The 13154-nt window shown below is 65.8% G+C and carries 16 protein-coding genes; 9 read left to right on the top strand and 7 right to left on the bottom strand.

The features are described 5' to 3' along the window. The first annotated feature begins 17 nt into the window (after positions 1 to 17). The 6 genes from RND78_RS02775 to RND78_RS02750 all read left to right on the top strand — a co-directional run bounded on the left by RND78_RS02775 (position 18) and on the right by RND78_RS02750 (position 2968). The gene (locus RND78_RS02775) at positions 18 to 758 is read left to right on the top strand and encodes a hypothetical protein (RefSeq protein WP_312725896.1); all 741 of its coding nucleotides are present in this window, start codon (positions 18 to 20) and stop codon (positions 756 to 758) included. 1 nt (position 759) lies between these two features. Further along, positions 760 to 1200, top strand: coding sequence for a hypothetical protein (locus RND78_RS02770; protein ID WP_312725894.1), 441 nt, complete (start codon positions 760 to 762; stop codon positions 1198 to 1200). A 72-nt stretch (positions 1201 to 1272) separates the two neighbouring features. Next, positions 1273 to 1782 carry a glycoside hydrolase family 104 protein gene (locus tag RND78_RS02765; protein WP_312725892.1) on the top strand — a complete coding sequence of 170 codons (510 nt, stop codon included), beginning with the start codon at positions 1273 to 1275 and terminating at the stop codon, positions 1780 to 1782. Next, positions 1779 to 2192 carry a hypothetical protein gene (locus RND78_RS02760; RefSeq protein WP_312725891.1) on the top strand — a complete coding sequence of 138 codons (414 nt, stop codon included), beginning with the start codon at positions 1779 to 1781 and terminating at the stop codon, positions 2190 to 2192. Before RND78_RS02765 ends, RND78_RS02760 begins: the two co-directional genes overlap by 4 nt. Next, positions 2189 to 2455, top strand: coding sequence for a hypothetical protein (locus RND78_RS02755; RefSeq protein ID WP_312725889.1), 267 nt, complete (start codon positions 2189 to 2191; stop codon positions 2453 to 2455). The genes RND78_RS02760 and RND78_RS02755 overlap by 4 nt, the downstream gene beginning before the upstream one ends. 78 nt (positions 2456 to 2533) lie before the next feature. Next, positions 2534 to 2968 carry a hypothetical protein gene (locus RND78_RS02750; protein ID WP_312725888.1) on the top strand — a complete coding sequence of 145 codons (435 nt, stop codon included), beginning with the start codon at positions 2534 to 2536 and terminating at the stop codon, positions 2966 to 2968. 299 nt (positions 2969 to 3267) lie between these two features. Here the strand turns inward: RND78_RS02750 and RND78_RS02745 are convergent, their stop codons facing one another. The 7 genes from RND78_RS02745 to RND78_RS02715 form a co-directional block, all read right to left on the bottom strand. Beyond that, a complete protein-coding gene (locus RND78_RS02745) occupies positions 3268 to 5217 on the bottom strand; it encodes an ATP-binding protein (RefSeq protein WP_312725885.1) in 1950 nt (649 codons plus the stop codon). A 67-nt stretch (positions 5218 to 5284) separates the two neighbouring features. Then, complete coding sequence (locus RND78_RS02740) at positions 5285 to 5491, bottom strand: hypothetical protein (protein ID WP_312725883.1); 207 nt, start codon at positions 5489 to 5491, stop codon at positions 5285 to 5287. 53 nt (positions 5492 to 5544) lie between these two features. After that, positions 5545 to 6528: a D-glycerate dehydrogenase gene (locus tag RND78_RS02735; RefSeq protein ID WP_312725882.1), complete on the bottom strand. Its 984-nt coding sequence runs from the start codon at positions 6526 to 6528 to the stop codon at positions 5545 to 5547. 16 nt (positions 6529 to 6544) lie between these two features. Further along, positions 6545 to 7828, bottom strand: coding sequence for an MFS transporter (locus RND78_RS02730; protein WP_312725880.1), 1284 nt, complete (start codon positions 7826 to 7828; stop codon positions 6545 to 6547). Between the two features lie 42 nt (positions 7829 to 7870). After that, a complete protein-coding gene (locus RND78_RS02725) occupies positions 7871 to 8800 on the bottom strand; it encodes a sugar kinase (protein ID WP_312725877.1) in 930 nt (309 codons plus the stop codon). Continuing rightward, positions 8793 to 9575 (bottom strand): TIM barrel protein, encoded by a 783-nt coding sequence (locus tag RND78_RS02720; protein WP_312725876.1) that lies wholly within the window; start codon positions 9573 to 9575, stop codon positions 8793 to 8795. The genes RND78_RS02725 and RND78_RS02720 overlap by 8 nt, the downstream gene beginning before the upstream one ends. Positions 9576 to 9631: 56 nt before the next feature. Beyond that, positions 9632 to 10669: a substrate-binding domain-containing protein gene (locus tag RND78_RS02715; RefSeq protein ID WP_312725874.1), complete on the bottom strand. Its 1038-nt coding sequence runs from the start codon at positions 10667 to 10669 to the stop codon at positions 9632 to 9634. A gap of 166 nt (positions 10670 to 10835) precedes the next feature. Here RND78_RS02715 and RND78_RS02710 point away from each other — a divergent pair, with 166 nt between their 5' ends. From RND78_RS02710 to recX, 3 genes are all read left to right on the top strand, one after another. Continuing rightward, positions 10836 to 11336 carry a CinA family protein gene (locus tag RND78_RS02710; RefSeq protein ID WP_312725872.1) on the top strand — a complete coding sequence of 167 codons (501 nt, stop codon included), beginning with the start codon at positions 10836 to 10838 and terminating at the stop codon, positions 11334 to 11336. 87 nt (positions 11337 to 11423) lie between these two features. Continuing rightward, positions 11424 to 12467 carry a recombinase RecA gene (gene recA / locus RND78_RS02705; RefSeq protein WP_059226543.1) on the top strand — a complete coding sequence of 348 codons (1044 nt, stop codon included), beginning with the start codon at positions 11424 to 11426 and terminating at the stop codon, positions 12465 to 12467. Positions 12468 to 12691: 224 nt separating this feature from the next. Beyond that, positions 12692 to 13144, top strand: coding sequence for a recombination regulator RecX (recX, locus tag RND78_RS02700; RefSeq protein ID WP_312725870.1), 453 nt, complete (start codon positions 12692 to 12694; stop codon positions 13142 to 13144). The last annotated feature ends 10 nt before the right edge of the window (positions 13145 to 13154 follow it).

Below are 13154 nucleotides of genomic sequence, written 5' to 3'. Positions count from 1 at the left end.
TTCTCAGAGGAATAGGCATGTCACGGCAAATAATCGACACTACCACGGACCACGGTACTTATCGTGGCGACCCAGGCAAAACTGCATTCGACAAAGTAAACTTAAACTTCGAAGAGTTGTACAGGATGTTCCTGGGCGTGCGATCCCTAGGCAACGTGGCCCTCTACCTTGTCAACGACACGTTCACGGTTCCGACGGGCTGCAAGATGCTACGCGTCTTGGTCATTGGTGGTGGCGCTGGGGGCTCTGGCGCCCTCTCCGGGAATGCCGGTGGCGGTGGTGGGGGAGGTGGGATCGCGATCAAGACCATCTACAACCCAACGGTTGGCCAGGGCATCGCTGTCACCATCGGTGCGGGCGGCTCCGCCGGCGTGAAGAACCAGGGCGACGGTGGGGCGGGTGGTAATGGCGGAACCAGTTCGTTCGGCTCGTTCTGCTCCGCCACTGGCGGTACCTCGTTAGGGTACGGCCAGGCGGGAAACTCCGGCGTGGGCGTCGGCGGCGACATCAATCTGGGTACAGGCCCTGGGGGGCTGGGCGGCGTTAGAGGTACCGACACGACCCGCTACATCGGTGGGAATGGCGGCGGCTTCGGCGGCCCCAATGGCATCTACTCCTCCAACGGTCAGAACGCCACCACGCGCGGCTGTGGCGGCGCTGGCGGCGGCATAGGCCCAGAGTCTGCACCCGATGGCAGCACTGGAACCCGTAACGGTGGCCAGGGTGCGCCAGGCTTGATTCTTGTGGAGTGGTGCTGATATGTGGGCGCGAATCGAGAACGACCGGGTGGCCGAGACAACCACTGAAAACCCTAAGGGAAGATTCCACGAGAGCCTGGTGTGGGTGCTGTGCCGGAACACCGTGAAGATCGGCGACCTGTACGACGGCACCGCCTTCAGCGCCGAGCCAGTGAGCCAGGAGATGCTGCAGGCGTCGTTCGAGACGGCGATTCAGGCGCACCTGGACGGCGCCGCCAGGGCTAGAGGCTATGACTCTATCTCCACGGCGATCAGCTACGCCGAGGAGCCGGCCGTTCCCAAGTTCCAGGACGACGGCAAGGCGTTCCGCGCCTGGCGATCTCTGGTTTGGGCCTACGCCTACCAGGAGCTGGCCAAGGTGAAGGCGGGCGAGCGAGAGATCCCGGCGCTGGATGCCTTCATGGCCGAGCTGCCAGCCCTGGCCGAGCCCAGCACCACCTGATCCAACTACCTAAGAAAATTCGGTAGTTCACCAGCCCGCCCCGCGCGGGCTTTTTTGTGCCCGGAGAAAACCATGGCTCGAATTGATGAGGCTGCCGCTGGCGGCCGGAATGTGCTCGCCTTCTTGGACATGCTGGCGCGCTCGGAAGGGACGTCCACCAGCAAGGCCACCCGCGACGACGGCTACGACGTGATTGTGACTGGCATTGACGGCAAGGACGAAATTTTCACCGACTACTCGACTCACCCGTTCGCTAATGGCCGCAAGTCGAAGGTCATCAACAGCAAGGGCCTGACGAGCAATGCCGCCGGCCGATACCAGTTCATGCTGAAGGACTGGGCCCACTATCGCGATCTGCTGCGCCTGACCTCGTTCGGCCCCGTCGCCCAGGATCGCTGGGCCATCCAGCTGATTAAGGAGCGCCGGGCGCTGCCCGACATCATCGCCGGCCGCTTCGAGTTGGCGGTGGGGAAGGTGAGCAACCTGTGGGCGTCCCTGCCTGGCGCCGGCTATGGCCAGCCGGAGCATCGACTGGAGACCCTGGTGGCCGCCTACCAGCGTGCAGGTGGGGTGCTGGCGTGAACGCGCTGTTCGAGCAGTACAGGACGGCCGTGCTCGCGGTCGCCGCAGTCGTGTTGCTCGCCCTGGGCGCGCTGGCCGGCGCCGGCACTGCCTACTGGCTCACCGCCGGCCACTACCGGCCCATCGTCACGGACCTGCAGGACAAGGTCGAGTCCTCAGCCAGCACCCTGGCGTCCTGCCGCACCACTAGCAGCACGCTGGAAGGGCAGGTAGGGCAGCAGAACCTGGCGCTAGCCGATCTCCGCCTGACCGCCGAGAAGCGCGCCAAGGACGCCGAGCCGTTCCAGAAGCAGGCCGCCAAGGCAGCCGGCGAGGACTACCAGGCAGCCAACCGCCTGCAGCAGGAACGCACCGGAGGCGACCCGGCGGCAGCCGCCGCGGCCATCATCGACAAGGAGTTGGGCCTATGAGGTGGATCATCGTTGGAATGGTGGTCGCGCTGGCGGGATGCGGCGCCCAGCCCGTTGCCGAGCTGGAGCCGCGCGTGGTGCGCGTAGAGGTGCCTGTACCGGTGCCGTGCCGGGTGGAGGCGCCGGTGGTACCGGCCTGGGCCGCGGCGGGGCTGCGCAAGGGGGACAGCCTGGAGGTGAAGGTCCGCGCGCTGTTGGCTGAGCGCCGGCAGCGGATCGGCTACGAGCGGGAGCTGGTGGCAGCAGTGGCCAGTTGCCAGTGAACACCGTTCGTCGCTGTCAATCTTGTGGGCCCATCTCAACCTGAATACTGTATAAAAAAACAGGTATCAGGTTTCGCCATGGAACAAGACGAGTTCGGCAGCTTCGGGAATGACGACTTCGACCCGGACAGCCTGGAGATGATCAGGAACGAGCGCGATCTCTACATCGAAGAGATCGAGATCATGCGCGGAGTGATGAGGCGCCTTCGCCAGAACCTTCTGACCATCCTGGCCGAGCGCGACGAGCTATGGACCGAGGTCCGTATCATCCGAGGGTTCAAGCAGCTAAGCGTGCAGAAGTGGATGGCCGGCGGAGGTGATGGGGCCCCGGCGCCTGCGCTGGAAGAGATCGACGTGAAGTATCACGAGCTGCTGCTGGCGGTGGACATCTGCCAGAAGGAGAGCGAGCACCTTCGCCAGGAGCTGGCCACGGCCAGGGCGATGGCCATCGACGAGAAGATGGACGCTGATCGGCTGCGCAGCCAGGTCAGCTGGCTGCAGGGAAAGCGGTAGGGGATTAGGTGTCGGCAGAACGCCGGAGGAGCGGAAAAGCTGTCTAATTGAAACTCGGGAAACCGCGCCAATACTGGGTCAAACTCGCCCAAATCGGCGAAACCGGATTAGACAGATTTCGGAGCGAAGCCAGCAGCAGAGCGACCTCCAGCGACTAGATAAAACTACTGCTGCATCATGGGCGTGTGCGCGGAGAGGTCGCTCATGCGGGTAGGTCGATCCGGTTGCCTAGTGGATAGCCGGGTATTGTCCAATAACTCGCGGCTTTTGTCGGCCCCGGATCGTTCAGTCGGCGGGTTTCACCGGGGCGGCCGGTTGCCGCGTCTGCTCAGCAGCAGGTCGATCTGGGCCAGCAGGCGCTCGAGGGTGAAGGGCTTGGTCAGCACCTCGATGCCCGTCAGGGCGGCAGATTCACCAGGCAGCTGCGTCTCGGCATAGCCGCTGATCAGCAGGATATCTAGGGCCGGGCGCCGGGCTCTGGCCAGGGCAGCCAGCTGGCAGCCGTTCAGGCCACCGGGCAGGCCCACATCGGCGATCAGCAGGTCCAGTGGCGTCGTGGATTCCAGTACCCTCAGCGCGGTAGCGGCATCGGTCGCCTCCAGGGTCTGGATGTGGTGCTCGCGCAGTGCTTCGTCCACCAGCATGCGCACCATGGGTTCATCGTCCACCACCAGTACCGTCAGGCCGGAGGCGCGATGGGGTGTCGCTGGAGGAGGCGTTTCGACCGACTCAACTGGTGCTGCCACGAGACGGGGGAGATACAGGGTGACTGTGGTCCCCACGTCGGGTACCGAAGCGAGTTGTGCCAATCCGCCCGATTGCTTGGCGAAGCCATAGATCATCGACAGGCCGAGGCCCGTGCCCATGCCGACCGGCTTGGTGGTGAAGAAGGGATCGAAGGCGCGCGCCAGCACCTCGGGCGGCATACCCGACCCGTTATCGAGCACTGCCAGGGTCACGTAGTCGCCGGCCGGCAACTCCAGGGTGGTCGCCTGGGCCTCGTTCAGCCGGCGGTTGGCGGTGACGATGCGTAGCAGGCCGCCGCCTGGCATGGCATCGCGCGCGTTGATGCACAGATTGAGCAGGGCGTTTTCCAGTTGATGCGGATCGCACAGGGTGAGGTGCAGATCCGCGGCCAGTTCGGTATGGATCTGGGTGTGTGAACCCACCGCGCGCCGGATGAGGTCTTCCATGCCCAGTACCAGGTCGTTGGCGTGGGTGGCGGTGGGTTCGAGGGCCTGGCGGCGGGAAAAGGCCAGCAGGCGCTGGGTGAGAGCGGCGGCGCGTTCCGCCGCGCCCTTGGCCGAGCTGGCGTAGCGCTGCAGATCGGTGAAACGCCCCTGGTCGAGACGCAGGGACAGCAGGTCGAGGCTACCGATCACGCCGGTCAGGAGGTTGTTGAAGTCATGGGCGATGCCACCGGTAAGTTGGCCCACGGCCTCCATCTTCTGGCTCTGGCGCAACTGTTCCTCGGCCTGTTGCAGGGCCTGTTGCTGCTCGCGAATGGCGGTGACCTCGCGCACCGTGGCATAGATGAGGCCGTCCTGCAGGACGGCGTTCCAGGATAACCAGCGATAGCCGCCCATGCGGTGGCGATAGCGATTCTCGAAGCCGAACAGGGGCTCGCCGGCCAGCAGGCCATTCACGGCGACCTCGGTGCGCTCGCGGTCTTCGACATGGATGAAGGCCATGAACGGCTCGCGGCGCAGCTCTTCTGCCGTCCAGCCGAGGGTGGCGGTCCAGGCCGGGTTGAGGTCGAGCAGCCTGCCTTCCGGGGTCGCCGTGCAGAGCAGGTCGGGGCTGGCCTGCCAGATGAGGTCGCGTTGGCGAGTCCGTAAGGTAACCTGCTCATCGAGACTGTCGGCGAAGCGGTAGAGGGATTCGAGACTACGGCGCTGGGCGGCGCACACCACCGCCATGACGACGTTGACGAAGACGAACAGCGCATGGGACACCCAGCGCTCGGAAAACAGGGCGAAGTAGGCGGGTGCCTTGACGAACAGCGTCTCCGCCAGCAGTACCGCGAAGAGGGTGGCGAACACCCCGGGACCCAGGCCGAACCAGAAGGCCGCTGCCATGATGAAGGGAATGAACAGCAGATAGGGCAGGCTGTCGATGTCCAGGCTCAGGCGGATGGCCGCTGCCATGCCGATCAGCAGGGCGGCGCCGAGGTAACGCAGGGGCGCGGGGGCGTCCCGCGGGGCCAGCTGCAGCAGCCGGCCGAGCAGGGTGGGGGTGAAGATGGGCACGGAATCCTAGACCTCGGGACGCTGATCCTGCGCGTAACCTGAGAGGTAAATGAAAGGCGCGGGTCGCTCAGGTACCTTCGTGGCGTTCGTATTCTTCCACCGCCCGCGCGACGTCGGCGTTGTCGCGCGCGGTGCTCTGCGCCTGGCGCTCGAAAGCGTTCGCCAGTTCGTCGACCAGTTGCAGCAGGCGCGGAATGTCACCGGTGCGCTCGGCAGCGGCGGCCTGTTCGCGCACGCGGTTGACGAAGGCTTGGGGATCGTCGAAGGCGGTCATGGGCGTTCTCCGTGGGGGATGTTACTTGTCTGACCATAAATGACGGCCAAGACTCACTCGCCCTTCTTCCAGGCCTCGGGATTCACCAGATTGGCCGGACGTTGGCCGGACAGCGCCGCGAGCAAATTGTCCACCGCGCAGCGGGCCATGGCCTCACGGGTCTCGTGGGTCGCCGAGCCCAGGTGCGGCGTAGGTACCACGTTGGACAACTGCAACAACGGTGAGTCTGGCGCCACCGGTTCGCGGTCGAAGACGTCCAGTCCGGCGCCGCGCAGGCGCCCTTCCTGCAGGGCCGCGATCAATGCGGTCTCGTCGATCACCGGCCCACGTGAGACATTGACCAGGATGGCGTGGGCCGGCAGTTGGGCCAGTTCGGCGGCGCCCAGCAGGTGGTGAGTCTCCTCGCTCAGGGGCACGGTGACGCAGAGGAAATCGCAGCCCGCCAGCAATTCCGGCAGGGGCAGGAAACGGGCGCCGTAGCGTTCGTCCACCGCGGGCTTGGCGGCATGGGCGGTGTAGGTGACCTGCATGCCGAAGCCCAGGTAGGCGCGGCGGGCGATGGCCTGGCCGATGCGCCCCATGCCCACCAGGCCGAGGGTCTTGCCGTGGACGTCGCAACCGAAGTGCGCCTCGCCGAGGCTGGCCTGCCATTGGCCGGCGCGCACCCAGTCGGCCAGCTCGACGATGCGCCGCGCCGTGGCCAGCAACAGGGCGAAGGCGGCATCGGCCACGCTTTCGGTGAGTACGTCCGGGGTGTTGCAGAGCAGGATGCCGCGGCGTTCCAGATAGGGCAGGTCGTAGCTGTCGAAGCCAACCGAGACGCTGGCGATGGCCTCCAGCCTGGGTGCCAGGTCCAGCAACTCCGGCGTCAGCTTGAAGCTGGAGCCGAGCAGGCCCTGGGCCTCGGGCAGGCGCTCGCGCAGCCGGGCTTCGCCGCCCGGCGCCTTGAGATCGACATACTCCAGGTCGCAGGCTTCCTCCAGGCGCGCGGTGAGGGCCGGGGACAGGGCCTTGTAGTGGATCACCTTCTTTTTCATGCGCGTGGCATTCCTCTTAATGACTGGTGGCGGGATTGAGCGCCGCGGTACGGGTGACCGGCTGCTGGCGCAGCAACAGGGTCAGGACCACCGCCACCAGCAAGGAGCCGCCCATGAAACCGAAGGAGGCGCCGGGACCGCCGGTGACGCCATTGAGATAGCCCACCAGGTAGGAGCCGGCGAAGGAGCCCAGGGCGCCCATGCTGTTGATCAGCGCCATGGCGCCACCGGCGACATTGCCGGGCAGGATCTCCGGGACGATGGCGAAGAAGGGGCCATAGGGGGCGTACATGCAGGCCCCGGCGACCACCAGCAGGGCGTAGGACCACCAGAAGTGCTGACTGCCCAGGGCGAAGGAGCCGAGGAAGGCCAGGCCAGCGATCAGCAGCGGCGGCCAGACGAACAGCTTGCGGTTCTGCAGGCGATCCGAGGCCCAGGAGACGCCGACCATGGCCAGCACGGCAGCGAGATAGGGCAGGGACGACAGCCAGCCGGCCTGGACGATGTCCAGGTGGGCGCCCTGGCGCAGGATCGACGGCAGCCAGATGACGAAGCCGTAGACGCCGATGCTCCAGCAGAAATACTGCAGCGACAGCAGGATGACCTTGGGCGAGCGGAAGGCTTCGGCGTAGTTCTTCACCGGCTTCATGCCCTGTTGTTCGGCTTTCAGGGCCGCTTCCAGGCGCGCCTTTTCCGCTTGGTCGAGCCAGTTGGCGTCCTTGGGTCGCTCGGCGGCCAGGCGCCACCAGATGAAGGCCCAGATCACCGCCGGCAGGCCTTCGATGATGAACATCCAGCGCCAGTCCAGGGCATGGATCAGATAGCCCGAGACCACCGACATCCAGAGGATGGTCACCGGATTGCCGAGGATCAGGAAGGTGTTGGCCCGCGAGCGTTCCCGCTTGGTGAACCAGTGGCAGAGATAGACCAGCATCGCCGGCATCACTGCGGCTTCCACCACGCCCAGGAGGAAGCGGATGGCGATCAGCAGGGTGACGTTGGGCACCAGGCCGGTCAGGGTGGCCAGGCCGCCCCAGGCGATCAGGCTCCAGAAGATCAGCCGCTTGACGCTGCGCTTCTCGGCGTAGATGGCGCCGGGCACCTGGAAGAAGAAGTAGCCGAGGAAGAACAGCGCCCCCAGCAGCGATGACATCGCCGGGGTGATGCCCAGGTCGTCGGCCATGCCCGAGGCGGCGGCGAAGCCGTAGTTGGCCCGGTCGAGGTAGGCCAGACTGTAGGTGATGAAGACCACCGGCATCAGATACCACCAGCGGCGCGGAGCGAGAGGGGAAGCGTTCATGGGATCACCTGCTTGATTGTTCTTGTCAGGGTGTGGAGTGGATCAGGGGAGTTCGTGGCGATAAGGCAGGCCTTCCATGTCGCCGACCACCTGGACGGCACGGGCGCCGATCCAGTTGCCGCGGGCGACGGCGGCAGCCACGTCCAGGCCGTCGAGCATGGCGCTGACGAAGCCGGTGGCGAAGCCATCGCCGGCACCGACGGTGTCGACCACCTCGGCCACGGCAACACCGGCTACCTCACCGTCGGAAGTACCGGTTCGCCAATAGGCACCCTCGGGGCCGAGCTTGATGGCCACCGCCTGGGCGCCGCGGTCGAGGTAGAAGGCAGCGATGTCGGCGGGGGTGTCGTAGCCGGTCAGCAGGCGACCCTCGGCCAGGCCGGGCAGTACCCAGTCAGCCAGGCTGGCGAGTTCGTTGAGTTCTCGGCGCATCTGGGCTTCGCTGTCCCACAGCGAGGGCCGCAGATTGGGATCGAAGGAGATGCTGCGCCCGGCACCGCGCATGGCTTCCAGCAGGTGCCGGCTGAAGGCCCTCACGCTGGGCGACAGCGCGGGCGGAATGCCGGTGGCATGCAGATGGCGCGCGGCGAGCAGGCCGGCATCGTAGTCGTCGTCGATGTTGAGATGGCTGGCCGCGGAGCCACGGCGGAAATACTCGACCACGGGATCACTGCCGTCGGCGACGCGGGACTTGAGCTGGAAACCGGTGGGGTGCCTGGGGTCGACCTTGAGCCGGGTGCAGTCCAGCCCCTCGGCTTCGAGACTGGCGCGCACGAAGCGGCCGAAGGAGTCGTTGCCGACCCGGGACAGCCAGGCGACCTTGAAGCCCAGCCGACTCAGGCCGATGGCTACGTTGTTGTCGGCACCAGCGATGCGCTTGCCGAAGTGGCCGACGCTGGCCAGGTCGCCCGGGGTTTCGGCCACGAACATGGCCATGGTTTCGCCGAAGGCGAGGATGTCGACGTCAGCCATGGCGGCGTACCTCCTGCTGCTGGCTATCGAAGGTGCGCAGCGTCGCCACCTGGCGGCGGGCTTCGGCAAGCAGATCGGCACCCATCAGGGGAAACTCGATGGCTCGTCGGAGGCCTGCGGGGAAGTACCCCATCAGGCCCTGCCAGGCCAGCAGGTCGGTGGCTTCCGGCGGTACGGCATGCAGCCCGCCGGCACGACGGCGGACCGCCTTGCAGTGCAGATAGCGCACGTCCGCGCCGAGCAGGCGGGCGGCCTGCAGCGGGTCCTCCTCCTGCCAGCGCCAGTTGCCGACGTCGAAGGTCAGCCCCACCGGCAGTTGCGCGACCCGCGCGGCCTGGATGAAGGCGCGCAGGGGCTCGAGACGGCCACCCTGCGCGGTCTGGTCGTTTTCCACCAGCAACCGCGGACCATCGCCTGCCAGCAAGGCAGCCAGGGCTGTGAGGTCAGCGGCAGGTCGATAGTGACCGAGCGAGACCTTGAGGGTATCGGCGCCCAGGCGCCGGGCTTCTTCCAGGGCATTGGGCAGACGTGGCGACAAAGTCGCGCCGGCGGCAGGCCAGAGCTCCTGCGGTACGGAATACACGCAGCCCAGGCCGGCGGCCGCGATGGCGTCGCGCAGGGCGTCGAAATCGGGTTCGCCGTCGAACAGCTCCGCGCGAATCTCCACGTGGGAGGCACCGGCGGCGGCAATGAGGTCGAGCCAGGCAGCCTGGCCCTGGGAGCGGACCACGTCGGCGCCAAAGGCCGAGGTGGTGATGGCTATCTCCGGTGGCATTGTTGTTCTCCTGAAACCGGTTTCATAAAAAGACGGGCAAAAGGGCGAAAGGTGCCTCAGGTCCGCGCATGAGTGGACCGACGGACGCATAGTTCCGCGGCGAAGGTCTGCCGGACCGGCGCGCTGCGATCACCGTCGATTCGCCGTTGCAGGCGCTCGAAGGCCGCCACGCCCAGGGCATGGGTCGGCTGGGCCAGGGCGCTGATGCCGCCGCCGACCAGGGGAAACCAGTCCAGATCGTCCAGGGCGAGCAGGCCAAGGCGCTCGAACAGGGGCTCGCCCAGGGCCTGCAGGGCCAGGGTGGTCGCCAGGGTGGCCACGCCGTTGGCGGTGAGCACAGCCTTGGGGCCCGGACCGGGTCTGGCGATGAAGTCGGCGAGCGCGGTCTGCAGTGCCTGGGGATCGCCGGCACTGGTGCAATGGATACCCCGGCAACTGGGATGGTCGATCAACAGGGCTTCGAAAGCGGTCAAACGCTGGACGCGGGAACTGGTGCCGTCGAGGGGTTCGCTCACCAGCAGCAGGTCGCGATAGCCCTGCTGCTGCAGATGCCCGACCCCGGTGGCGATGGCCTGGTAGTTATCCAGCCCGACCAGATCGGCGTCGACCCCTGGCAATTCACGATCCAGCAGCACCAATGGCAGCCGGCTGCCCAGTTGTCGGAGATCGGCCGCATGCTGGCCGAAGGTGTTCACGATCAGGCCTTCGATGCTGTAGGACTGCAGGGCGGCGAGTTGCTGGGGCTCCTGCTGGGCATCCTGGTCGGTGTTGCACACCAGCAGCGAATAGCCCTGCTGGCGGCAGGCGGTTTCCACGCCATGCATCACCGCGGTGGAGTAGGGGTTGAGCATGTCGGCCACCAGCATGCCGATCAGCCGACTGCGTCCGCGCTTGAGACCGCGCGCCATCTGGTTGGGCTGGAAATTCAGGGCGGCCACGGCCGCCTCGATACGGGTGGCGAGGGCGTCCGACAGCAGGCGGCGGTCACCGCCGATGTAGCGGGACACGCTGGCCTTGGATACGCCGGCAGCGGCGGCCACTTCGGCAATGGTGGCGCGCGAGGTGCGCGTGACGGGGGCAAAGAAGTCGTTCATGGCGTACCGCTGTTAGAATTTTGTAGGTGCCTGAAACCGGTTTCAGTAAATCTTTTCTGCCCTTGGTGGGCAAGCCGGTCTAAGGTGCCTGCCGACCAGTGGTCGCCGCAGCCCTTCGCCTGGGGTGGTCACCTTCTTAATGTCTGCCTATGCCAGAGAGGTCCCGATGGACGCCATCGACAGTCTCGCCACCCGCCTGGGCGAAGCCCTGCAGGCCACCGGTGCCCAGGTTGCCACTGCCGAATCCTGCACCGGTGGCGGCATCGCCGAGGCGATCACCCGTATCGCGGGCAGCTCCGCCTGGTTCGAGGCCGGTTTCGTGACCTATTCCAATCGCCAGAAGACGGCGCAACTCGATGTCCCGGTCGCGCTGTTCCAGCAGGTCGGTGCCGTCAGCGAAGAGGTAGTGACGGCCATGGCCCGTGGCGCCCAACGGCGCGCCAATGCCCGCTTCGCCGTGGCCGTCAGTGGCATCGCCGGACCCGGGGGCGCGGTGCCGGGCAAACCGGTGGGCACCGTCTGGCTGGCTTGGGTGGACGGGGAAAAGCTGCGCACCGAACGGCAGGTCTTTGCCGGTGATCGTGCGGCGGTTCGCCATCAGACCCAGGTCCGCGCCCTGGAGGTTTTGCTGGCGCTTCTGGATGAGGAAAAAGCCGCTCAGGTGTAGCAACCGGGTGGCGACTATGGTTTAATACTGTTCACTTATACAGTTATCCACGGCCGTCTGGCCCCTTCTTTCTTCGAGAGGAATCTAATGGACGACAACAAAAAGCGCGCCCTGGCCGCGGCCTTGGGACAGATCGAAAAGCAATTCGGCAAGGGCACCGTGATGCGCATGGGCGATCACGAGCGCCAGGCCATCCCGGCGATTTCCACCGGCTCCCTGGGCCTGGACATCGCCCTCGGCATCGGCGGCCTGCCCAAGGGCCGGATCGTCGAGATCTACGGTCCCGAGTCCTCGGGCAAGACCACCCTGACCCTGTCGGTCATCGCCCAGGCCCAGAAGCAGGGCGCCACTTGCGCCTTCGTCGACGCCGAGCACGCGCTGGACCCGGACTACGCCGGCAAGCTGGGCGTCAATGTCGACGACCTGCTGGTCTCCCAGCCGGACACCGGCGAACAGGCCCTGGAAATCACCGACATGCTGGTGCGCTCCAACGCGGTCGACGTGATCATCGTCGACTCCGTGGCGGCCCTGGTACCCAAGGCCGAGATCGAAGGCGAGATGGGTGACATGCACGTTGGCCTGCAGGCACGTCTGATGTCCCAGGCGCTGCGCAAGATCACCGGCAACATCAAGAATGCCAACTGCCTGGTCATCTTCATCAACCAGATCCGTATGAAGATTGGCGTGATGTTCGGCAACCCCGAGACCACCACCGGTGGTAACGCCCTGAAGTTCTACTCCTCGGTCCGCCTGGACATCCGCCGCATCGGCGCAGTGAAGGAAGGCGACGAGGTGATCGGTAGCGAAACCCGCGTCAAGGTGGTCAAGAACAAGGTAGCACCGCCGTTCCGCCAGGCCGAGTTCCAGATCCTCTACGGCAAGGGTATCTACCTGAACGGCGAGATCATCGACCTCGGCGTGCAGTTGGGGCTGATCGAGAAGTCGGGTGCCTGGTACAGCTACCAGGGCAGCAAGATCGGCCAGGGCAAGGGTAACGCGGCCAAGTTCCTGGAGGACAATGCCGAGGTCAAGGGCGCTTTGGACAAGGCGATCCGGGAGAAGCTGCTGAGCCAGCCGAGCAACCAGAAAGCCGAAGTGGCGCAAGAAGAAGACGCCGACGTCGACTTCTGATCGCGTACCCACGCTTGAGACGACCCCCGCCCCGTGCGGGGGTTTTCGTATAGGAGCCTGTTCAAAGTCTCGCGAGCTAGAGCCAAACAGGGCGAAAATGGCTGAGGAAGCGGAGTTTACGCGTGGTAAATGAGCATTCCGACGGGGCTGGCCTTCCAGGCCATTTTTAACGCAGTTTGGCCGACGCGCAGCAGCCTTTGAACAGGCTCTAAGGAAGATCCACCATGGGCAATCCACTGGACACCACCGCCGCCATCCGCCTGGCCGCCATGGACCTGCTGGCGCGGCGTGAGCACGGGCGCGAAGAGCTGTCGCGCAAGCTGCGGCGGCGCGGGGCCGAGGAGAGTCTGCTCGGTCCGGTGCTGGATCGCCTGGCCGAAGATGGCTTGCTCGACGAGAGTCGCTATCTGGATAGCTACATCACCAGCCGTGCCCGCGCCGGCTATGGCCCCCTGCGCATCCGCGAGGAACTGGGCCAGCGCGGCCTGAAGCGGGAGCAGATAGAGGCGGCGCTGCGCGAAGCGGACGTGGACTGGCAAGGACAGCTGGAAGCCGTCTGGCGCAAGAAGTTCGGTACGCCACCCGCCGATGCCAAGGAACGTGCCAAGCAAGGCCGTTTCCTGGCCTACCGTGGCTATGCCATGGATGGGATCAACCGGGTATTGAGCCGGCGGTAGGGCTGCCAGG

It is taken from the genome of Pseudomonas oryzihabitans, from assembly GCF_032027545.1.
GTDB classification, from domain to species: Bacteria; Pseudomonadota; Gammaproteobacteria; order Pseudomonadales; family Pseudomonadaceae; genus Chryseomonas; species Chryseomonas oryzihabitans_F.
Note: the sequence above shows the minus strand (reverse complement) of the source record. Positions and strands in the feature narration are given on the sequence as shown.